Raw genomic sequence first — 21733 nt, 5'->3', positions numbered from 1 at the left:
GGGGCCGTTGTCGTACTAAATTAGGTTAGGCTAACCTTACTTCGACATCACCGGTTGTAGACCGCGTCCCTCATCCCGGAAGGGCCCCCACATGCGTTCGCACCTGCTCAACGACACGACGGCGGAGAGCTACCGACGCTCCGTCACCGAAGGGGTCGAGCGGGTGGCGAGGAAACTCGCCACGACGAGCGGCCCGTTCACCGGCGTCACCCCCGCCGAACTGGCGCCCGTGATCGACGCCGTGGACCTCGACCGTCCCCTCGGTGACGCCTCCGCCGCCCTCGACGAGCTGGAGGACGTCTACCTCCGCGACGCGGTCTACTTCCACCACCCCCGCTACCTCGGCCACCTCAACTGCCCGGTGGTCATCCCCGCCGTCCTCGGCGAGGCCGTCCTCTCGGCGGTCAACTCCTCCCTCGACACCTGGGACCAGTCCGCCGGGGGCACCCTCATCGAGCGCAAGCTCATCGACTGGACCGCCGCCCGCATCGGCCTCGGCCCGCTCGCCGACGGCGTCTTCACCAGCGGCGGCACCCAGTCCAACCTCCAGGCGCTGCTGCTCGCCCGCCAGGAGGCCGGCACCACCGACCTGTCGAAGCTCCGCATCTTCTCCTCCGAGTGCAGCCACTTCTCCGTCCAGAAGTCGGCCACCCTCCTCGGCCTCGGCCCCGACGCCGTCGTCTCGGTCCCGGTCGACAGGAACAAGCGGATGCAGTCCGTCGTCCTCGCCGCCGAACTGGAGACCTGCCGCGCCGAGGGCCTCGTCCCGATGGCGATCGTCGCCACCGCCGGCACCACCGACTTCGGCTCCATCGACCCGCTGCCCGAGATCGCCGCCCTCGCCGAGGAGTACGGCGCCTGGATGCACGTCGACGCCGCCTACGGCTGCGGACTGCTCGCCTCGCTCAAGCGCCGCCACCTCCTCGACGGCATCGAGCGCGCCGACTCGGTCACCGTCGACTACCACAAGTCCTTCTTCCAGCCGGTGAGTTCCTCCGCCGTCCTGGTCCGCGACGGCGCGACCCTGCGCCACGCCACCTACCACGCGGACTACCTCAACCCGCGGCGGACCCTCGCCGAGCAGATCCCCAACCAGGTCGACAAGTCGCTCCAGACCACCCGCCGCTTCGACGCCCTCAAGCTCTGGATGACCCTGCGCGTCATGGGCGCCGACGGCGTCGGCGAACTCTTCGACGAGGTCTGCGACCTGGCCGCCGCCGGCCACGACCTGATCGCCGCCGACCCCCGCTACGACGTGGTCGTGGAGCCGCAGCTGTCCACCCTCGTCTACCGCTACGTCCCCGAGGCCGTCACCTCGCCCGCCGAGATCGACCGGGCCAACCTCTACGCCCGCAAGGCGCTCTTCGCCTCCGGCGAGGCCGTCGTCGCCGGCACCAAGGTCGACGGCCGCCAGTACCTCAAGTTCACCTTGCTCAACCCCGAGACCACGGTGTCCGACATCGCCGCCGTCCTCGATCTGATCGCCGGCCACGCCGAGCAGTACCTGGGAGAGAACCTTGTCCACGCCTGAGATCGCTGAGATCCACGACTTCATCGGGATCGGGCTCGGTCCGTTCAACCTCGGACTCGCCTGCCTGACCGAACCCATCGAGGAGCTGAACGGCCTCTTCCTGGAGTCCAAGCCGGACTTCGAGTGGCACTCCGGGATGTTCCTCGACGGCGCCCACCTCCAGACGCCGTTCATGTCGGACCTGGTGACCCTCGCCGACCCGACCTCGCCGTACTCCTTCCTCAACTACCTGAAGGAGAAGGGCCGGCTGTACTCGTTCTACATCCGCGAGAACTTCTACCCGCTGCGCGCCGAGTACAACGACTACTGCCGCTGGGCCGCCGGCCGGGTCAGCTCGATCCGCTTCTCCACCACCGTCTCCTCCGTCGCCTACGACGAGGCCGGCGAGGTGTACGTCGTCACCACCGAGGCCGGGGAGACCTACCGGGCCCGCCGGATCGTCCTCGGCACCGGCACCCCGCCCCACGTCCCCGACTCCTGCCGCGAGCTGGGCGGCGACCTCATCCACAACTCGCGCTACATGCAGAACAAGGAAGCCCTCCAGCGCAAGAAGTCGATCACGATCGTCGGCAGCGGCCAGTCCGCCGCCGAGATCTACCACGACCTCCTGTCCGAGATCGACGTCCACGGCTACAAGCTCAACTGGGTGACCCGCTCCCCGCGCTTCTTCCCGCTGGAGTACACCAAGCTGACCCTGGAGATGACCTCCCCCGAGTACGTGGACTACTTCCACGGCCTCCCCGAGGAGACCCGCTACCGCCTGGAGTCCCAGCAGAAGGGCCTCTTCAAGGGCATCAACGGCGACCTCATCGACGCCATCTTCGACCTGCTCTACCAGAAGAACTTCGCCGGCCCCGTCCCCACCCGGCTGCTCACCAACTCCGCGCTGCACACGGCCTCGTACGACGAGGCCGACGGCACGTACACCCTCGGCTTCCGCCAGGAGGAGCAGGAGAAGGACTACGAGATCGAGACCGAGGGCCTGATCCTCGCGACCGGCTACAAGTACGCCGTCCCCGCCTTCCTGGAGCCGCTGCGGGACCGGCTGCGCTTCGACGGCCAGGGCCGCTTCGACGTGGCCCGCAACTACGCGGTCGACACCACGGGCCGCCAGGTCTTCCTCCAGAACGCCGGTGTCCACACCCACTCGATCACCTCGCCCGACCTGGGCATGGGGGCGTATCGCAACGCCTACATCATCGGCGAGATGCTGGGGTCCGAGTACTACCCCGTAGAGAAGACCATCGCGTTCCAGGAGTTCGCCGTATGACCGTCCAGATCCGACCCCTCGACCCGCTGCAGGACGCGGAGCTGATCCACCCCTGGGTCACCGACCCCAAAGCCGCGTTCTGGATGATGCAGGACGCCGAGCTCCAGGACGTCGAGCGCGCCTACATGGAGATCGCCGCCCACCCGCACCACGACGCCTTCATCGGCCTCGTCGACGGGGAGCCCGCCTTCCTCATGGAGCGGTACGACCCCGCCCAGGTGGAGCTGGTCGGCCTGTACGAGGCGCAGCCCGGCGACGTCGGCATGCACTTCCTCGTGGCGCCCACCGACACCCCCGTGCACGGCTTCACCCGCAAGGTCATCACGGCCGTGATGACCGAGCTGTTCGCCGACCCGGCGACCGCCCGCGTGGTCGTCGAGCCCGACGTCCGCAACAAGGCCGTCCACGCGCTCAACGAGGCCGTCGGCTTCGTGCCCGAGCGCGAGATCCAGAAGCCGGAGAAGACGGCCCTGCTGAGCTTCTGCACCCGCGCCCAGTTCGAGACCGCCGTCGGAGCCCTCATATGAACCCCGTCGCGCACCTCACCCCCGAGCGCTGGGCCGACGCCAACCGCGCGCTGATCCGCAAGGGCCTCGCCGAGTTCGCCCACGAGCGGCTGCTGAACCCGCAGGAGCTGGGCGACTCCCGCTACCGGGTGCTCAGCGACGACGGCGCCACCGAGTACCGCTTCACGGCGGACCGCTTCGCCCTCGACCACTGGCAGGTCTACCCCGAGTCGATCAGCCGCCACCGCGGCGACGAGCAGCTGCCCCTGGACGCCCTCCAGTTCGTCACCGAGCTGCGCGGCGCGCTGGGCCTGAGCGACGAGATCCTGCCGGTCTACCTGGAGGAGATCTCCTCCACCCTGGCCGGCACCGCCTACAAGGCGACCAAGCCGCGGATCACCGCCGCCGAACTGGCCCGCGCCGACTTCCAGGCCATCGAGACGGGGATGACCGAGGGCCACCCCTGCTTCGTCGCCAACAACGGCCGCCTCGGCTTCGGCGTCGACGAGTACCGCGCCTACGCCCCCGAGGCCGCGAGCCCCATCCACCTGGTGTGGCTGGCCGCCCGCCGCGACCGGGCCGCCTTCACCGCCGGCGCCGGCATCGAGTACGAGACCTTCATCCGCGCGGAACTGGGCGACGCGGCCGTGGACCGGTACGCCGGCATCCTCGCCGAGCGCGGCCTGGACCTCGCCGACTACCTCCTCATGCCGGTCCACCCCTGGCAGTGGTGGAACAAGCTGTCGGTGACCTTCGCCGCCGAGGTGGCGCAGCAGCGCCTGGTGTACCTGGGCGAGGGCGACGACGCCTATCTCGCGCAGCAGTCCATCCGTACCTTCTTCAACACCGCCGACCCGGCCAAGCACTACGTGAAGACCGCGCTGTCGGTCCTCAACATGGGCTTCATGCGGGGCCTCTCGGCCGCGTACATGGAGGCCACGCCGGCCATCAACGACTGGCTGGCGCAGCTCATCGAGTCGGACTCCGTCCTGCGGGCGGCCCGGTTCTCGATCATCCGCGAGCGGGCGGCGGCCGGCTACCGGCACCTGGAGTACGAGGCCGCGACGGACCGCTACTCGCCCTACCGCAAGATGCTGGCGGCGCTCTGGCGCGAGTCCCCGGTGGAGCGGCTCGCCGAGGGCGAGCGGCTGGCGACCATGGCCTCGCTGCTGCACGTCGACCACGCGGGCGCGTCCTTCGCGGGCGCCCTGATCAAGGACTCGGGCCTGGCGCCCGAGGAGTGGCTGCGGAAGTACCTCGACGCCTACCTGCTGCCGATCCTGCACTGCTTCTACGCCTACGACCTGGTCTACATGCCGCACGGCGAGAACGTGATCCTGGTCCTGGACGAGCGCGGCGCGGTCGACCGGGCCATCTTCAAGGACATCGCCGAGGAGATCTGCGTGATGGACCCGCAGGCGGTCCTCCCGCCGGCGGTGGAGCGGATCCGCGCCGACGTCCCGGAGTCCATGAAGCTGCTGTCCGTCTTCACGGACGTCTTCGACTGCTTCTTCCGCTTCCTGGGCGCGACCCTGGCGGCGGAGGGCACGGTCGACGAGGACGTCTTCTGGCGGACGGTCGCGGAGTCCGTGAAGGCCTACCAGGACTCCAGGCCGGAGCTGGCCGACCGCTTCGCGCAGTACGACATGTTCGCGGAGACCTTCGCCCTCTCCGCCCTCAACCGCCTCCAGCTGCGCAACAACAAGCAGATGGTGGACCTGGCGGACCCGTCGGCGGCCCTCCAGCTCGTCGGCGACCTGGTGAACCCGATCGCGCGGTTCGCCTGACGGTCACGGCCCCGAGACCGGCGCGGGCCCTGGCGGAGTACGGTCCTCCGCCAGGGCCCGCGTTGTCGTCCCGTGCCGTCGCCCGCGCCCGCGGCGGGCGCGGGCGACGGGCGTGGGGGAGCGGGGCTCAGCCGGCGAAGCCCAGTTCGCGGGCGATCAGCATGCGCTGGACCTCGCTGGTGCCCTCGCCGATCTCCAGGATCTTGGAGTCGCGCCACATGCGGGCCACCGGGTACTCGTTCATGAAGCCGTAGCCGCCGTGGATCTGGGTGGCCTCGCGGGCGTTGTCGACCGCGACCGTGGAGGAGTACAGCTTCGCGATGGCCGCCTCCTTCTTGAAGGGCTCGCCCATGACCAGGCGGGAGGCGGCGTCACGCCAGCCGATGCGGGCCATGTGGGCGCGCGTCTCCATGTCGGCGATCTTGAACTGGATGGCCTGGTTGTCGCCGATCGGGCGGCCGAAGGCGTGACGTTCCCTCGCGTACTTCACCGACTCGTCGACGCAGCCCTGGGCGAGGCCCGTGGCGAGGGCGGCGATGGCGACGCGGCCCTCGTCGAGGATGCGCAGGAACTGGGCGTAGCCACGGCCCTCCTCGCCGAGGAGGTTCTCCACCGGGACGCGGACGTCGTCGAAGGAGAGCTCGCGGGTGTCCGAGGCGTTCCAGCCGACCTTCGAGTACGGGGCGGCGACGGTGAAGCCGGGCGTGCCGGACGGGACGATGATCGAGGAGATCAGCGGCCGGCCGTCGGGCTTGCGGCCGGTGACCGCGGTGACCGTCACCAGCCCCGTGATGTCGGTGCCGGAATTGGTGATGAAGCACTTCGAGCCGTTGATGACCCAGTGGTCGCCGTCCCGCACGGCGGTGGTGCGGGTGCCGCCCGCGTCCGAGCCCGCGCCCGGCTCGGTGAGGCCGAAGGCGCCCAGCATCTCGCCGGCGCAGAGCTTCGGCAGCCACTGCCGCTTCTGCTCCTCGGTGCCGAAGAGGTGCAGCGGCATGGCGCCGAGGGAGACGCCCGCCTCCAGGGTGATGGCCACCGAGGAGTCGACCCGGGCCAGCTCCTCCAGGGCGATGCCGAGGGCGAGGTAGTCGCCGCCCATGCCGCCGTACTCCTCCGGGAACGGCAGCCCGAAGAGGCCCATGCGGCCCATCTCGGCGACGATCTCGTACGGGAACTCGTGCCGCTCGTAGTAGTCGCCGATCTTCGGCGCCACCACGTCGTGGGCGAACTGCTCGACGGTGCGGCGCAGTTCCTCGTGCTCTGCGGAGAGCCGGTGGTCGAGGGACATGGTGTTCGTCACTCCTTGTGGGAGAGGGCTCGGACGGTACGGGACGGGCTCGGCCGGCCCAGTTGTTCGGCCATCCACACGCTCGTGGCGGTGAGGGCGGCCAGGTCGACCCCGGTCTCGATGCCGAGGCCGTCGAGCATCCACACCAGGTCCTCGGTGGCGAGGTTGCCCGTGGCGGACTTGGCGTAGGGGCAGCCGCCGAGGCCGCCCGCGGAGGCGTCCACGGTGGTCACGCCGTGCCGCAGCGCGGCCAGCGTGTTGGCGAGCGCCTGCCCGTAGGTGTCGTGGAAGTGCACGGCGAGCCGGGAGGTGGGCACCCCGGCCTCGTCCAGCTCCCGCAGGAGCCGCCCCACGTGCCCGGGGGTGGCGACGCCGATGGTGTCGCCGAGGCTGAGCTCGTCGCACCCCATGTCGGCGAGCGCCCTGGTGACGCGGACGACCTGCTCGACGGGGACGGCGCCCTCCCAGGGGTCGCCGAAGCACATCGACAGATAGCCGCGGACCTTCAGGCCCGCCTCCACGGCCCGGACGACGACCGGCTCGAACATGGCGAGCGCCTCGTCGACCGTCCGGTTGAGGTTGGCCTTGGCGAAGGACTCGGTGGCGGAGGCGAAGACGGCGATCTCACGGGCGCCGAGCGAGAGCGCCCGGTCGAGGCCGCGCTCGTTCGGCACGAGCACCGGCAGGCGTGCGGGGAGACCGTTCACGAGGGGGAACAGCTTCTCCGCGTCGGCCAGTTGGGGCACCCAGTGGGGGTGCACGAAACTGGTCGTCTCGACGGTGGACAGCCCGGCGTCGACGAGCCGGCGGATGAACTCCGCCTTCACCTCGGTCGGGACGGCCGTCTTCTCGTTCTGCAGCCCGTCGCGGGGACCCACCTCGTGGATCCGGACCCGGGCGGGCAGCGACGGGTCGGGGACGGTCATGGGCAGGGTCATGCCGCGGCCTCCTCGCGGGGCGTCACCACGGCCAGGATCTGGTCCATGGCGACGGTCGAGCCGGGCGTGACGTCCAGCTCGGTGACGGTGCCGGCGTGCGGGGCGGAGATGACGTGCTCCATCTTCATCGCCTCCACCACCAGCAGGCTCTGTCCCGCCTCCACCTCGTCCCCGACCGCCACCTTCACGACGGTGACGGTCCCGGGCATCGGCGCGGCGAGCGTGTCCGCCCCGCCGTGCCGGGCCCCGGAGAGCGCGGCGGCCACGGGGTCGTGGTCCATGACGTGCCAGGAGTCGCCGTCCCGGCCGAGCCAGGCGCCGGCCCGGCGGAACGTGTGGGTCAGCCCGTCGACGGTGACCGTGACGCCGGTGGCGGTGACGCGCGCGTCCGCCGGGGCCTCCACCGTGACGGGTTCGAGCCCCGCCGCCCGCAGCGGGAACGCGAGCGGCTTCGGCACGCCGCCGAGGCGCCAGCCGTCCGGCACGTCGAACGGGTCCGTCCAGCCGCCGCGCCGCCGCGGCGTCAGCTCCGCCCGGCGCACGGCCGCGGCCGCCGCGTACACCTCGTCCGGCACGCCCTCCGGGACCAGCGACTCCGCGTCCCGCTCCACCAGGCCCGTGTCCATCGCGCCCGACACCACGTCCGGGTGGGCCAGGAGACGCCGCAGGAAGCCCGCGTTGGTGGGGACGCCCAGGGTGGTGAGGTCCGCCAGGGCCGCGCGGAGCTTGCGGAGGGCCGTGGGGCGGTCCTTCGCGTGGACGATGACCTTCGACAGCATCGGGTCGTAGAGGGACGAGACCTCCGAGCCCTCCAGGAGACCGGAGTCGGTCCGCACCCCGTCGCCCGACGGCTCGCTCAGGGACAGGACCGTGCCGCCCGACGGGAGGAAACCGCGCGACGGGTCCTCCGCGCAGATCCGGGCCTCGACCGCCCAGCCGTCCAGGCGGACGTCGTCCTGGGCGAAGTCCAGCGGCTCGCCGGAGGCCACCCGCAGCTGCCACTCCACCAGGTCCAGACCCGTGATCAGCTCCGTGACCGGGTGCTCGACCTGGAGGCGGGTGTTCATCTCCATGAAGTAGTACTGGGACGGGTCGCCGCCCGGCACGATGAACTCGACCGTGCCCGCGCCCACATAGCCGCAGGACCGGGCCGCCTCCACCGCCGCCGCGCCCATCGCCGCCCGGGTCGCCTCGTCGAGGAGGACGCTCGGCGCCTCCTCGATGATCTTCTGGTGGCGGCGCTGGAGCGAGCACTCGCGCTCGCCCAGGTGCACCACGTTCCCGTGCGCGTCCGCCAGGACCTGGATCTCGATGTGCCGGGGACGGTCGATCCACCGCTCCACGAGGAGCGTGTCGTCGCCGAAGGAGGCCCGGGCCTCCCGGCGGGCCGCCGCGATCTCCTCGTCCAGGACCGCCAGGTCCCGCACCAGGCGCATGCCCTTGCCGCCGCCGCCCGCGCTGGGCTTCAGCAGGACCGGCGCGCCCATCTCCCGCGCGGCCTCGGCCACCCGGGGGTCGGCGTCGCCCGGGACGACGGGCACGCCCGCCGCCTTCACGGTCTCCTTCGCCCGGATCTTGTCGCCCATCAGGGCGATCGCCTCGGCGGACGGCCCGATGAAGACGAGCCCGGCGTCGGCGCAGGCGCGGGCGAAGGCCGCGTTCTCCGCGAGGAAGCCGTAGCCGGGGTGGACGGCCTGCGCGCCGGTGCGGCGGGCCGCGTCGAGCAGGGCCGGGACGGAGAGGTACGACTCCGAGGCCGCCGCGGGCCCGATCCGTACCGCCGTGTCCGCCTCCCGCACGTGCCGGGCGTCGGCGTCCGCGTCGCTGTAGACCGCCACCGAGCGCACGCCGAGGGCGCGCAGGGTGCGGATGACGCGGACCGCGATCTCGCCCCGGTTGGCGACGAGGACGGTGTCGAACATCTGCTGCATCGTCAGGGTCCTCACATCCGGAAGACGCCGAACTGGGGTTCACCCAGGGGCGCGTTGGCACAGGCGGTCAGCGCGAGACCCAGCACCTGGCGGGTCTCCAGCGGGTCGATCACGCCGTCGTCCCAGAGCCGGGCGGTCGCGTAGTAGGCGCTGCCCTGCGTCTCGTACTGCTCGCGGATCGGCGCCTTGAAGGACTCCTCCTCCTCGGCGCTCCAGTCGTCGCCGAGCTGGTCGCGCTTGACCGTGGCGAGGACCGAGGCGGCCTGCTCGCCGCCCATGACGGAGATCTTGGCGTTCGGCCACATCCACAGGAAGCGGGGGGAGTAGGCCCGGCCGCACATCGAGTAGTTGCCCGCGCCGAAGGAGCCGCCGACGACGACCGTCAGCTTCGGCACGCGCGTGGTGGCGACAGCGGTGACCATCTTGGCGCCGTGCTTGGCGATGCCGCCGTGCTCGTACGCCTTGCCGACCATGAAGCCGGTGATGTTCTGGAGGAAGACCAGCGGGATGCCGCGCTGGTCGCACAGCTCGATGAAGTGCGCGCCCTTCTGGGCGGACTCGGCGAACAGGATGCCGTTGTTGGCGACGATCCCGACCGGGTGGCCGTGGATCCGGGCGAAGCCGGTGACCAGCGTCTGCCCGTACTCGGACTTGAACTCCTGGAAGCGGGAGCCGTCCACCACGCGGGCGATGACCTCGCGCACGTCGTACGGGGTGCGGGAGTCGACCGGGACGGCGCCGTACAGCCCGTACGGGTCGACCTTCGGCTCCTCGGCGGGCTCGACCTTCCACGGCAGCGGGCCCCGCTCGGGCAGGGTCGCCACGATGTTCCGCACGATCCGCAGGGCGTGCGCGTCGTCCTCCGCGAGGTGGTCGGTGACGCCGGAGATGCGGGAGTGGACCTCGCCGCCGCCCAGCTCCTCCGCCGTGACGACCTCGCCGGTCGCCGCCTTCACCAGCGGCGGCCCGCCGAGGAAGATCGTCCCCTGGTTGCGGACGATCACGGCCTCGTCGCTCATCGCCGGGACGTACGCGCCGCCGGCCGTGCAGGAGCCCATGACCGCCGCGATCTGCGGGATGCCGGCGCCGGACATCCGGGCCTGGTTGTAGAAGATCCGCCCGAAGTGCTCGCGGTCCGGGAAGACCTCGTCCTGCATCGGCAGGAACGCGCCGCCGGAGTCGACCAGGTAGAGACAGGGGAGACGATTCTCCAGCGCCACCTCCTGGGCCCGGAGGTGCTTCTTCACCGTCATCGGGTAGTAGGTGCCGCCCTTGACCGTCGCGTCGTTGGCGACGATCACGCACTCGCGGCCGCTGACCCGCCCGACGCCCGCGATCACCCCGGCCGCCGGGGCCTGGTCGCCGTACATGCCGTTCGCCGCCAGCGGCGCCAGCTCCAGGAACGGCGAGCCCGGGTCGAGGAGGGTGTCCACCCGGTCGCGCGGCAGCAGCTTCCCGCGCGCGGTGTGCCGGGCCCGGGACTTCTCACCGCCCCCGAGGGCGGCCTGGGCGAGCTTGGCGCGCAGGGTCGCGGCCAGCTCGTGGTGCGCCGCCTCGTTGGCCCGCCAGGCCGGCGAGGCGGGATCCGCCGCACTCGACAGCACAGGTGCCTGCTGCATCGACCGATCTCCCTTGTTCGGTTAATGAGCGTTAACGTACGGGTTCAGGTTAACGACCGCTAACCGGGTTGTCTAGAATCGAATCCATGACCACGAGCCCGACCCGGATGGACGCGTCGACGCGCCGCGAGCAGATCCTCAAGGAGGCCGCGCGCCTCTTCGCCGAGCGCGGGTTCCACGGCGTGGGCGTCGACGAGATAGGGGCAGCCGTCGGCATCAGCGGCCCCGGTCTCTACCGGCACTTCCCCGGCAAGGACGCGATGCTCGCCGAGCTCCTCGTCGGCATCAGCGAGCGGCTGCTCGACGGGGGCCGGCTGCGGGCCGCCGCCTCGGACGGAGACCCGGCGGCGCTGCTCGCCTCCCTCATCGACGGGCACATCGACTTCGCCCTCGACGACCGGCCGCTCATCACCCTCCACGACCGCGAGCTCGACCGCCTCAAGGAGGAGGACCGCAAGCGGGTCCGGCAGCTCCAGCGGCAGTACGTCGAGCTGTGGGTGGACGTCGTCCGCGCCCTCCACCCGGAGGCGGGCGAGCCGGAGGTCCGCGCCGCCGTCCACGCCGTCTTCGGCCTCCTCAACTCCACCCCCCACCTCGGCACCCCCCTCGCCCGCGCCGACCTGGAACGCCTGCTGCGCAACCTGGCCCACGGCGCCCTCGACGCCCTGACGGTCTGACGGCCGGGACGGTCGGCGGGTCGGGGCGGCCGCCGTCGGACGCCGCCGGGGCCCCGGCCGGCCGGAGTGTGGGCGTCCGGCACGGTGGGGGCTCCGGCCCGGCAGAATGAGGCCCATGCCGATACTCAGCCGTGACGCCCTCGTCGAGCACCTCCTCCGCAGCCGGATCGCGGGGGACGTGGCCACGCCCCGTGAGAACAACCTGGACCACTACCGGAAGCTCGCCAACGGCGACCGGCACTACTGGCTCGGTCTGGAGCTCGGCGACCGGTGGACGGACGAGCAGGACGTGCTCGCCGTGATGGCGGAGCGCTGCGGCGTCGTCGACGACCCCGCCCACCGCGTCGGCCAGGACACCATCGACCCCGAGCTGACCGTGGACGCCCTGGACCGGATGGCGGCCCGGCTGAAGCAGGCCGCCGCCGGGCAGGAGCGGGTGCTGTTCGCGACCGGCCACCCCGGCGCGCTGATCGACGCGCACAGCCGGGTCGCCGCCGCGCTCCGGGCGCAGGGCTGCGACATCGTGCGGATCCCGGGCGGGCTCGTCGCCGACGAGGGGTACGTCGTGCAGTTCGCGGACGTCGCCGTCTTCGAGCGCGGCGCCAGCCTCTGGCACACCCACTCGCCCGAGCCGATGAATGCGATCCTCGACGGCCTCGCCCTGCTCGGCGAGGCCGCGCCGGACCTGGTCGTCGCCGACCACGGCTGGGCCGGCCGCGCAGCCCAGCGCGGCATCGACTCCGTCGGCTACGCGGACTGCAACGACCCGGCGCTCTTCCTGGCCGAGGCCGAGGGGACGATGAAGGTGACCGTGCCGCTCGACGACCACGTCGTCGACCCGCGCTTCTACGAGCCCATGACGGCCTATCTGCTGAACGCCGCCGGGCTGCTCGGCTAGGACGACGACCCCGGCGTCGGGTCCAGGTACACCCGGCGCACCGACGGCAGGCGGGCCCGCAGGCGCGTCTCGGCCTGTTCGCAGGCCCGCTCGACCTCGGCCGCCGTCACCACGTCCCGGAAGTCGACCTTCGCGGCGATCATGACCTCGCCGGGGCCCTGGATCAGGGTGATCAGGTCCAGGACGTCCACCACGTGCGGGACGCCCAGCAGTTCCTCCCGCACCTGTGCCCGCAGGGCGGGCGGCAGCGGGCGGCCGATGAGCAGCTGGGCGTTGGCGTGGCCCAGCGTCCAGGCCACGTACACCAGCAGACAGCCGATCATGATCGAGGCGACGCCGTCCCAGACGCCGGAGCCGGTGAGCTGGCCGCCGAGCAGGCCGCCCGCGGCGAGCATCAGGCCGGCGAGGGCGGCCGAGTCCTCCAGGACGACCGCCTTCACGGTGGTGTCGGGGGTGAGCCGCAGGTACCGGGCGAAGGGGGCCCGCATCCGTTCCGCCTCCGCCTTGACCTGCCGGACGCCGGTCCGCAGGGAGAAGCCCTCCAGGACGAAGGAGACGGCGAGGACGAGGTAGGAGACGAGCGGGTCGCCCGGCTCCTCCCCGTGGGTGAGGGTGTGGACGCCGTCGTAGACCGAGAAGACGGCGCCGCCGACGAAGGTGGCGACGGCGGCGAGCATCGCCCACACGTACCGCTCGCCGGCGTGGCCGACCGGATGGTCCTCGTCGGCGGGCTTCTCGCTCCGCTTGAGCGCGGTGAGCAGCATGACCTCGGTGACCGTGTCGGCGACCGAGTGGGCCGCCTCCGACAGCATCGCGCTGGACCCGCTGATGACGCCGGCGACGGCCTTGGCGGCGGCGATCCCGAGGTTCGCGACCGCCGCCACGATCACCGTGAGGGTGCTTTCGCCGTTGTCGGCCCTGACGTCCGTCATGACATCGGACGGTATGTCCGGTCAGCGGCGCGGGACGCGAACGACACCCTCCTGGATGACGGAGATCGCGAGTCGCCCGTCCCGGGTCCAGATCCGGGCCTGGCCGAGGCCGCGCCCGCCGGAGGAGGACGGCGACTCCTGGTCGTAGAGGAGCCATTCGTCGGCCCGGAAGGGCCGGTGGAACCACATGGCGTGGTCGAGCGAGGCGCCGACCACGTCGCCGACGGCCCAGCCGCCCCGCCCGTGGGCGAGGAGCACCGAGTCGAGCAGCGTCATGTCGGAGACGTAGGTGGCGAGCACGACGTGCAGCAGGGGGTCGTCGGAGAGCTTGCCGTTGGTGCGGAACCACACCTGCGAGCGCGGTTCGCGCGGCTCCCCGACGGTGCCCCACGGCGGGGTCTCGGCGTACCGCAGGTCGACGGCCGCGCGGGCCTCGACCAGCCGCCGGGCGACGTGCTCGGGCAGGTGCCGGGGGAGCATCTCCTCGGCGGTCGGCAGCGACTCCGGGTCGGGCGCGGCCGGCATCTCCGCCTGGTGGTCGAGCCCCTCCTCGTCCGCCTGGAAGGACGCGGAGAGGTGGAAGATCGGCTGCCCGTGCTGGATGGCCACCACCCGGCGGGTGGTGAAGGAGCGGCCGTCGCGGATCCGGTCGACCTCGTAGACGATCGGCGCCCCGGGGTCGCCCGGTACGAGGAAGTACGCGTGGAGCGAGTGGGCGAGCCGGTCCGCGGGGACGGTCCGGCCCGCGGCCACCAGCGCCTGGGCGGCCACCTGGCCGCCGAAGACGCGAGGGACGATCGCGGACCGGGATTGTCCCCGGAAGATGTCCTGCTCGATCCGCTCCAGGTCGAGCAGAGCGAGCAGGTCATCCAGTGCGGAAGGTGCTTCGGGCACTTACAGGCCCATGCTCTTGGCGATGATCGACTTCATGATCTCGCTGGTGCCGCCGTAGATGCGGTTGACGCGGTTGTCGGCGTACAGGCGGGCGATCGGGTACTCGTTCATGTAGCCGTAGCCGCCGTGCAGCTGGAGGCAGCGGTCGATGACGCGGTGCGCGACCTCGGTGCAGAAGAGCTTGGCGGAGGCGGCCTCGGCCGGGGTCAGCTCGCCCGCGTCCAGGGCCTCCAGGGCGCGGTCGGCCACGGCCTGGGCGGCGTCGACCTCGGCCTGGCAGGCGGCCAGCTCGAACTTGGTGTTCTGGAAGGACGCGACCGGCTTGCCGAAGACGGTGCGCTCCTGCACGTACTGCTGGGCGAAGCGGATCGCGGCCGCGGCCTGCGCGTAGGCGCCGAAGGCGATGCCCCAGCGCTCGGAGGCGAGGTTGTGGCCGAGGTAGGAGAAGCCCTTGCCCTCCTCGCCGAGCAGGTCCTCGACGGGGACCTTGACGTCGACGAAGGCGAGCTCGGCGGTGTCGGAGGTCTTCAGGCCGAGCTTGTCGAGCTTGCGGCCGATCGAGTAGCCCTCGGACTTGGTGTCGACGGCGAAGAGGGAGATGCCGAAGCGGCGGTCCTCGGCCGACGGGGCGGAGGTGCGGGCGCAGACGATCACGCGGTCGGCGTGGACGCCGCCGGTGATGAAGGTCTTGGCGCCGTTGAGGACGTAGTGGGTGCCGTCCTCGGAGAGCTTGGCGGTGGTCTTCATGCCCGCGACGTCGGAGCCGGTGCCCGGCTCGGTCATCGCGAGGGCCCACATCTCCTCGCCGGTGACGAACTTCGGCAGGTAGCGCTTCTTCTGGTCCCCGGTGGCGAGCATCTTGATGTACGGGAGGGCGAGCAGCACGTGCACGCCGGAGCCGCCGAAGGAGACGCCCGCGCGGGAGGTCTCCTCGTAGAGGACGGCCTCGAACTTGTGGGTGTCGAGGCCGGCGCCGCCGAACTCCTCGGGCACGTTGATGCCGAAGATGCCCAGCTCACCGAGCTTGTAGTAGAAGTCGCGCGGCGCCTGGCCGGCCGCGAACCACTCGTCGTAGACGGGGACGACCTCGGCCTCGATGAAGGCCCGGACGGTCTCCCGGAACGCCTCGTGGTCCTCGTTGAATACGGTACGGCGCACGGTGCGACTCCTCCGGGTGTGCGGTCTGGTTGTCTAAGCGCTTGCTCAGTATGTCTTCTCCGAAGTTACCCAGCGGTCACCCGTGCTGTCCAGACTCCTCGCCTGTGATCCAGGCCCGCCCCACGGAGTCGTACCCGTACAGGGGCCTCCCCTTCGCCCCGCTGGTCCGAAAGGGTGCCCCGTCCTCGTCGCCGATCCGGACCGTGCCCCGGCGCCCCTCCGCGCTCCACTCCAGCTCCAGGTACCAGCGGCAGTCGCACCCGGCGGTCCGCGCCGAGACCAGCAGCTCCTCCGGATCGGCGGCGGTGACCGCGTACGGGAAGGAGACCGCGGGCAGCGTCCGGCCCTCCTGGCCGGAGGCGTCGTAGCCGTCCAGCGCCCGCGCCACCGGCCGCGGCCGGTCCAGGTCCACCTCGAAGCGGCGCGGCGTCACGGCCCCGCCGCACCCGTCGTCCATCCGGTATCCCGCCCACGGCAGCGGCGCCTCGCGCCCCACCACGCGCACGTGCAGCGCCTGGAGCACGACGGCCGCGGCGCCCTTCCCCTGCACCGACACCCGCACCAGCGTCTCCCCGCCGTGCACGGCCCCCTGCGCCGCCGCCCAGCTCCGCGCGTCGGCCGCCTCCGGCGGGGGAGGGGGCGTCCGCTCCACGAGGTAGGTGTGTCCGCACCCGTAGTTCCAGAGGTGCGAGGAGACGGTCCACGTCAGCGGCGCGGGCGCCGGTGCCGGCGCTTCCCGGGGCAGGAGTACGGCTCCGAGCGTCACCGCCGCCACGACCGCGAGCGCCCCGCCGACCAGGCCCGCCCACCCCCACCGCCGGCGCCGCCGCTCGGACGGGAGGCCCGGCACGCGCGCGTGCACGGGCTCCAGCTCGTGCTCGGGTGCGGAACCGGGCCTGAGCTCGGGGGCCGGCACCGGGGCGGGCTCGGGCTCCGCGCCCGGTGCCGACTGGGATCCCGGCGCGGGCGCGGGCGCGGGCGAGGGCGAAGGCGAGGGCACGGGCGGGCGGCGGGCGGCGGAGGCGCGGGTCCACGCCGCCTCCAGGGCACGCCGTTCCTCCTCGTCCGCCCCGCACAGCAGGGCGAGGCGGTCGAGCACGCCGAACTCCTCCGGGACGGTCGCGCCGGAGCAGTAGCGGTGGAGCGTGGACGCGCTGACGCTCAGGCGCCGGCCCAGCGCCTCGTAACTCCTCCCGTCCCGCGCCTTCAGCGCGCGCACGAGCCGCGCGAACTCCTCGACGGCGGCGTCCTTCGGCATTCCATCCCCCTGGCTCTGCGTTCCACCCCTTCACATCCCTGCACGTCAGCAGGGGTGAAACGGTTCCGGGACGGAAGGCGGGCGCGTCACCGTTGCGGGCGGCCGGGCGCCGGCCCGACGCTGGTCGAGCACTGACCGAAAGACCGACGGGGGATCCCTGACCATGAACACGCTCCGCACCGCACTCGCCACCGCCGCCGCGGCCGCCCTGGGCCTCGGCGCGCTCGCCGCCGCCCCGGCGCAGGCCGCCGCCCAGCCGGCCTTCCTCTCCGCCTCCCAGATGCCGCCGTCCTCGACGCCGTGGACCGCCACCCCGATCTTCACCGGCGTCCCGGAGAACGGCGGCGCCCTCTGCGCCCCGTACAAGATCCCGGCGCAGAACACCCGCTACCGCGAGTTCAGCACCGAGCTCGACACCAACGGCGTCCAGATCACCACCGTCGCCCGCACCGAGGCCGACGCGGTGAAGCTGGTCGACACCCTCCGCAAGGCCCTCGCCGGCTGCGGCCCCCTCCTGGAGCGGCAGAACCCGGGCCTGGACGCCGTCAGCGCCTACCACGGCAAGCTCGCCGTGGAGGAGGGCGCCTGGGTCTACAGCCTCGACACCGCCGACCGGCAGATCGGCAACACCGACATCCACCTCTTCTCCGTCGGCCGCGACGGCCGCACCGTCACCTTCGTCCGCTGGGGCCAGATGGGCGACTTCAAGGACGCCCCGCTGAGCGCCTTCCGCACCACCACGAAGACGGCCGTCAACAAGCTGTACTGACCCGCTCCTCACCGGAGCGCGAACCACAGCTCCATCCGCACGTCCGCGTCGTCCAGATCGCGGTCGAGGAGGACCGCGCAGCGCGCGATCCGCTGGCGGACCGTGTTGCGGTGGACGCCCAGCGCGGCGGCCGTGCGGTCCCAGCTGCCGTGCAGGGACAGCCACGTGCGGAGCGTCTCCGCCTGCACCTCGCCGAGGGGAGCGAGGAGCACGCGGGCGTGGGCGGCGGCCTCCGCCGGGTCGACGAGCCCGGCGAGGCCGCTCGCGCGGTGCCGCACCAGCGCCTCCCGGGACGCCTCCGCCCGCCGCAGCGCCCGCGCGGCCTGCGCGTCCGCCGCCGCCAGCTCCGCGGCGGCGGACGGGGCGCTCACGCCGAGCGTCCACCCCGGCTGGGCCGTCACGGGCGCGCCCGGCGGCAGCAGGAGCCGTACGGGAGGGCCCGCGTCCACCAGCGCCGTGCCCAGCGCCGCCGCCAGGGCGGCCGCCGCGAACGGGGTGCCGTCGCCGCCCCGCGCGTGCACCACCGTCCACGGGCCGGCCGACAGGGACGCCGCCGCCTCCCCGGGCGGGGCGCCCAGCAGCACCCTCGTCAGGGCCCCGTCCCGCACCGACGCGTCGGTGGCGCCGTGCGGGGCCGTCAGCAGCGACAGCAGCACCACCGCCACCCCCGCCACCGTGTGGTCGCCGGGCTCGCGCCGCTCCGTCGCCACCCCCAGGGCCAGCCCGTCGCCGCCGCCCAGCGCGTACGCCGCCAGCTTCAGACCGCCGCCCTCGCCGCTCGCCGACGCCGGACCGCCGGGCCGGGGACCGACCACCCCCGCCAGCTCCGCCAGCGCCCGCGCCGCCTCCGCCGGCAGCTCGCGGCCGGCCGCCGCCGACTCCGAGCCGTCCGCGCCGAACAGCACCGCCCGGCCGCCCAGCCGGGACGCCAGCGCCCCCAGCACCGCCGGAACCGGTGCCGGACGCGCGGCCGCCGTCGCCAGCGACTGCTGGGCCTCCGTCACCCGGCGCAGCTCCCGCAGCCGGGCCTCCGCCATCAGCCGCCACAGCGCCCGCGCCACCGCCGTGAACGGCGTCCGCGGCGGCACCTCCACCAGCGGCAGCCCGTGCCGCGCGCAGGCGTCCACCAGCTCCGCCGGCACCGTGTCGTACACCGGCGTCACCCCGAAGCCCAGCGCCGCCGCGCCCGCCTCCACCACCCGCGCCACGAACCGCCCCGGATCCGCCAGCTGTACGCCCGCCGTCATCAGCAGCTCGCCGCCGAGCAGATACGGATACGGGTCGGCCATCTCCGTGGTGTGCACCCAGTGCAGCGCCACCTCGTCCGAGCCGGCGAGCAGCCGCAGGCCCAGCTCCCGGCGGGCCAGCAGCGCGGCGAGCGGCACCGGCGGCGCCGGGGGAGTGGCACTCGGCTCCGAGACGGTCACGGGCATGGTCCCTTCGTACATCTCCGGCCTCCGCGGTGGAGGAAACGTACACTTCAATGTGGCTTTCGGGCGACTTACCGTCGAGCCGGACCCCGACGACAGCCAGGAGGCACCCCCCATGAGCAGCAGCGACCAGAACACCCCGCGCGGCCCGATCGACTCCTCCCGCGTCCCGCGGTACGCCGGTCCCGCGACGTTCGCCCGGCTGCCGCGGCTCGACGAGGTCGGCACCGCCGACATCGCCGTGGTCGGCGTCCCCTTCGACTCCGGCGTCTCCTACCGTCCCGGCGCCCGCTTCGGCGGCAACGCGATCCGCGAGGCGTCCCGCCTGCTGCGCCCGTACAACCCGGCGCAGGACGCCTCCCCGTTCGCCCTCGCCCAGGTCGCCGACGGCGGCGACATCGCCGTCAACCCGTTCAACATCAACGAGGCCGTCGAGACCATCGAGGCCGCCGCCGACGAGCTCCTCGGCACCGGCGCCCGCATGATGACCCTCGGCGGCGACCACACCATCGCCCTCCCGCTGCTCCGCTCGGTCGCCAAGAAGCACGGCCCGGTCGCCCTGCTCCACTTCGACGCCCACCTGGACACCTGGGACACCTACTTCGGCGCCGAGTACACCCACGGCACGCCGTTCCGCCGCGCCGTCGAGGAGGGCATCCTCGACACCGAGGCGCTCTCGCACGTCGGCACCCGCGGCCCGCTGTACGGCAAGCAGGACCTGACCGACGACGAGAAGATGGGCTTCGGCATCGTCACGTCGGCGGACATCTACCGCCGCGGCGCCGACGAGGTCGCCGACCAGCTCCGCCAGCGCATCGGCGACCGCCCGCTGTACATCTCCATCGACATCGACTGCCTCGACCCGGCCCACGCCCCCGGCACCGGCACCCCCGAGGCGGGCGGCATGACCTCCCGCGAGCTCCTGGAGATCCTCCGCGGCCTCTCCTCCTGCAACCTGGTCTCGGCGGACGTGGTGGAGGTCGCCCCGGCGTACGACCACGCCGAGATCACCGCGGTCGCCGCCTCGCACACGGCGTACGAACTGACCACGATCATGAGCCGCCAGATCGCGGCGAGCCGATAATGCCCGGGGGTGCCCGGCCCCGCGGGGCCGGGCACCCCTCGCGTACGAGCCCGACCACGCCCGGGAGGAACCGGCCCCATGACCCACGACCACGACCTGGTCCTGCGCCCCACGCCCGCGCAGACGGAGGCCGCCCTCAACCCGCCCCCCGGCCGCACCGGCGGCGACCTCGTCATCGAGACCCTCACCGGCCTCGGCGCGAGCACCGTCTTCGGTCTCCCCGGCCAGCACGCCCTCGGCATGTTCGACGCCCTGCGCCGCTCGTCGCTCCGCTACGTCGGCCTCCGCGTCGAGAACAACGCGGGCTTCGCCGCCGACGCGTACGGCCGGATCACCGGCGAGGCCGCCCCGCTGCTGCTCTCCACCGGCCCCGGCGCGCTCATGTCGCTGGCCGCGCTCCAGGAGGCCGCCGCGGCCTCCGCGCCGGTCCTCGCCATCGGCAGCCAGATCCCCGTCGCCGGGCTCGGCGGCGGCCGGCACGGCTACCTGCACGAGCTGCGCGACCAGCGGGCCAGCTTCCGGGACGTCGTGAAGTCCGTCCACACGGTCCGTACGCACTCCCAGATCCCGTCCGCGATCGCGGCGGCCTGGGAGTCGGCGCTCACCGTCCCGCACGGCCCCGTCTGGGTCGAGATCCCGCAGGACGTGCTCACCGCGGAGACGACGCTGCCCGTCGTCACGGCGATGGACGCGACGCCCGAGGACGTCGTCCCGCGCCCCGAGCTGACGGCGGTCGCCGCCCACCTCCTGTCGACCGCCGCACGCCCGGCGATCATCGCCGGCGGCGGGGTCGTCCGCTCGGACGCCGCGGGCAAGCTCCGGGCGCTCGCGGAGCGGCTGGACGCGCCGGTGGCGACCACCTTCGGCGGCAAGGGCGCCTTCCCGTGGACGCACCCGCTCTCGCTCCAGTCGTGGCTGGAGGACCGGCACACCACCGACTTCCTGGAGGACGCCGACGTCCTCCTCGTCGTCGGCTCCGGACTCGGCGAGCTGTCCTCGAACTACCACACCTTCGCCCCGCGCGGCCGGGTGATCCAGATCGAGGCGGACGCGGGCAAGCTGGAGTCCAACCACCCGGCGCTCGGCGTCCACGCCGACGCGCGGCTCGCGCTCCAGGCGCTCCTGGAGACGACGGAGCCCCGCACGGACCCGACGGCCCCGGCCCGGGTCGCCGAGGTCCTGTCGAGGATCCGCACCCGCCTGGCGGCCCAGGACCTGGACCTGGAGCACCGGCTGGTGGCGGCGGTCCGCGAGGCGCTGCCGTCCCGGGCGCCCAGCTTCTGGGACATGACGATCCTGTCCTACTGGGCCTGGTCGGCCTTCGACGCCCGGCACCCCAACACCATGCACTCCGCGCAGGGCGCCGGCGGCCTCGGCTACGCCTACCCGGCCGCCCTGGGCGCGGCGGCCGCGGACCCGACGACGCCGGTCCTCGCGGTCTCCGGCGACGGCGGCGCGATGTACTCGATCGCGGAGCTGGCGACGGCGCGGCAGTACGACTTCGACGTCACCTGGCTGATCGTCGACGACGGCGGCTACGGCATCCTGCGCGAGTACATGACGGACGCGTACGGCGCGACCACCGGCACGGACCTCGCCCGCCCCGACTTCGTCGCCCTGGCGGAGTCCTTCGGCGTCCCGGCCGTCCGCACCACCCCCGACACCCTCGCCGCCGACCTGTCGAAGTCCCTCGCCACCCCCGGCCCCTCGGTGGTCGTCCTCCCGGCCCTCCTGAAGATGTTCGAACCGACCCACCTCTGACC

At 72.8% G+C, this 21733-nt stretch carries 18 protein-coding genes; 9 read left to right on the top strand and 9 right to left on the bottom strand.

Features of this window, described 5'->3' with window-relative positions:
- Positions 1 to 91 precede the first annotated feature (91 nt).
- Genes ABFY03_RS14120 through ABFY03_RS14105 form a run of 4 tightly spaced genes read left to right on the top strand, consistent with a single transcriptional unit; the run spans position 92 to position 5094 of the window.
- Positions 92 to 1531 carry a pyridoxal phosphate-dependent decarboxylase family protein gene (locus ABFY03_RS14120; RefSeq protein ID WP_319011379.1) on the top strand — a complete coding sequence of 480 codons (1440 nt, stop codon included), beginning with the start codon at positions 92 to 94 and terminating at the stop codon, positions 1529 to 1531.
- Positions 1518 to 2801 (top strand): lysine N(6)-hydroxylase/L-ornithine N(5)-oxygenase family protein, encoded by a 1284-nt coding sequence (locus ABFY03_RS14115; RefSeq protein ID WP_319011380.1) that lies wholly within the window; start codon positions 1518 to 1520, stop codon positions 2799 to 2801. The genes ABFY03_RS14120 and ABFY03_RS14115 overlap by 14 nt, the downstream gene beginning before the upstream one ends.
- Positions 2798 to 3328: a GNAT family N-acetyltransferase gene (locus ABFY03_RS14110; RefSeq protein ID WP_319011381.1), complete on the top strand. Its 531-nt coding sequence runs from the start codon at positions 2798 to 2800 to the stop codon at positions 3326 to 3328. Before ABFY03_RS14115 ends, ABFY03_RS14110 begins: the two co-directional genes overlap by 4 nt.
- Complete coding sequence (locus tag ABFY03_RS14105) at positions 3325 to 5094, top strand: IucA/IucC family protein (protein ID WP_319011382.1); 1770 nt, start codon at positions 3325 to 3327, stop codon at positions 5092 to 5094. Before ABFY03_RS14110 ends, ABFY03_RS14105 begins: the two co-directional genes overlap by 4 nt.
- A gap of 127 nt (positions 5095 to 5221) precedes the next feature.
- On the opposite strand, the gene ABFY03_RS14100 is transcribed toward ABFY03_RS14105, so the two are convergent.
- Genes ABFY03_RS14100 through ABFY03_RS14085 form a run of 4 tightly spaced genes read right to left on the bottom strand, consistent with a single transcriptional unit; the run spans position 5222 to position 10870 of the window.
- Positions 5222 to 6382, bottom strand: a complete 1161-nt coding sequence (locus ABFY03_RS14100) for an acyl-CoA dehydrogenase family protein (RefSeq protein ID WP_346170043.1) — start codon at positions 6380 to 6382, stop codon at positions 5222 to 5224.
- Between the two features lie 8 nt (positions 6383 to 6390).
- On the bottom strand, positions 6391 to 7320 hold the full coding sequence (locus ABFY03_RS14095; RefSeq protein ID WP_319011384.1) for a hydroxymethylglutaryl-CoA lyase: 930 nt from the start codon (positions 7318 to 7320) through the stop codon (positions 6391 to 6393).
- Entirely contained in the window at positions 7317 to 9251 is a 1935-nt protein-coding gene (locus tag ABFY03_RS14090; RefSeq protein WP_346170042.1) for an acetyl/propionyl/methylcrotonyl-CoA carboxylase subunit alpha, read from the bottom strand. The genes ABFY03_RS14095 and ABFY03_RS14090 overlap by 4 nt, the downstream gene beginning before the upstream one ends.
- A gap of 11 nt (positions 9252 to 9262) precedes the next feature.
- On the bottom strand, positions 9263 to 10870 hold the full coding sequence (locus tag ABFY03_RS14085) for a carboxyl transferase domain-containing protein (protein WP_346170041.1): 1608 nt from the start codon (positions 10868 to 10870) through the stop codon (positions 9263 to 9265).
- Between the two features lie 86 nt (positions 10871 to 10956).
- Here ABFY03_RS14085 and ABFY03_RS14080 point away from each other — a divergent pair, with 86 nt between their 5' ends.
- Together ABFY03_RS14080 and ABFY03_RS14075 are read left to right on the top strand one after the other, a co-directional pair.
- Positions 10957 to 11547 (top strand): SACE_7040 family transcriptional regulator, encoded by a 591-nt coding sequence (locus ABFY03_RS14080; RefSeq protein ID WP_319011387.1) that lies wholly within the window; start codon positions 10957 to 10959, stop codon positions 11545 to 11547.
- A gap of 115 nt (positions 11548 to 11662) precedes the next feature.
- Positions 11663 to 12445: a phosphatase gene (locus ABFY03_RS14075; protein ID WP_319011388.1), complete on the top strand. Its 783-nt coding sequence runs from the start codon at positions 11663 to 11665 to the stop codon at positions 12443 to 12445.
- Here the strand turns inward: ABFY03_RS14075 and ABFY03_RS14070 are convergent.
- From ABFY03_RS14070 to ABFY03_RS14055, 4 genes are all read right to left on the bottom strand, one after another.
- Positions 12442 to 13377 carry a cation diffusion facilitator family transporter gene (locus ABFY03_RS14070; RefSeq protein ID WP_346170040.1) on the bottom strand — a complete coding sequence of 312 codons (936 nt, stop codon included), beginning with the start codon at positions 13375 to 13377 and terminating at the stop codon, positions 12442 to 12444. The genes ABFY03_RS14075 and ABFY03_RS14070 overlap by 4 nt on opposite strands.
- Positions 13378 to 13398: 21 nt before the next feature.
- Positions 13399 to 14271: an acyl-CoA thioesterase II gene (gene tesB, locus ABFY03_RS14065; protein WP_346170039.1), complete on the bottom strand. Its 873-nt coding sequence runs from the start codon at positions 14269 to 14271 to the stop codon at positions 13399 to 13401.
- Positions 14272 to 15429 (bottom strand): acyl-CoA dehydrogenase family protein, encoded by a 1158-nt coding sequence (locus ABFY03_RS14060; RefSeq protein ID WP_319011391.1) that lies wholly within the window; start codon positions 15427 to 15429, stop codon positions 14272 to 14274. It lies immediately after the preceding gene.
- A gap of 76 nt (positions 15430 to 15505) precedes the next feature.
- Positions 15506 to 16687, bottom strand: coding sequence for a helix-turn-helix domain-containing protein (locus ABFY03_RS14055; RefSeq protein ID WP_346170038.1), 1182 nt, complete (start codon positions 16685 to 16687; stop codon positions 15506 to 15508).
- 163 nt (positions 16688 to 16850) lie between these two features.
- Here ABFY03_RS14055 and ABFY03_RS14050 point away from each other — a divergent pair, with 163 nt between their 5' ends.
- On the top strand, positions 16851 to 17456 hold the full coding sequence (locus ABFY03_RS14050; protein ID WP_319011393.1) for a hypothetical protein: 606 nt from the start codon (positions 16851 to 16853) through the stop codon (positions 17454 to 17456).
- Between the two features lie 8 nt (positions 17457 to 17464).
- On the opposite strand, the gene ABFY03_RS14045 is transcribed toward ABFY03_RS14050, so the two are convergent.
- Positions 17465 to 18904, bottom strand: coding sequence for a PucR family transcriptional regulator (locus ABFY03_RS14045; protein ID WP_346170037.1), 1440 nt, complete (start codon positions 18902 to 18904; stop codon positions 17465 to 17467).
- Positions 18905 to 19001: 97 nt separating this feature from the next.
- Here ABFY03_RS14045 and speB point away from each other — a divergent pair, with 97 nt between their 5' ends.
- Positions 19002 to 19970, top strand: a complete 969-nt coding sequence (gene speB, locus ABFY03_RS14040; RefSeq protein WP_031005861.1) for an agmatinase — start codon at positions 19002 to 19004, stop codon at positions 19968 to 19970.
- Between the two features lie 78 nt (positions 19971 to 20048).
- The gene (locus ABFY03_RS14035; protein ID WP_346170036.1) at positions 20049 to 21731 is read left to right on the top strand and encodes a thiamine pyrophosphate-binding protein; all 1683 of its coding nucleotides are present in this window, start codon (positions 20049 to 20051) and stop codon (positions 21729 to 21731) included.
- The last annotated feature ends 2 nt before the right edge of the window (positions 21732 to 21733 follow it).

Origin of the sequence: Streptomyces roseofulvus, from assembly GCF_039534915.1 — a bacterium.
Classification (GTDB): domain Bacteria; phylum Actinomycetota; class Actinomycetes; order Streptomycetales; family Streptomycetaceae; genus Streptomyces; species Streptomyces roseofulvus.
Note: the sequence above shows the minus strand (reverse complement) of the source record. Positions and strands in the feature narration are given on the sequence as shown.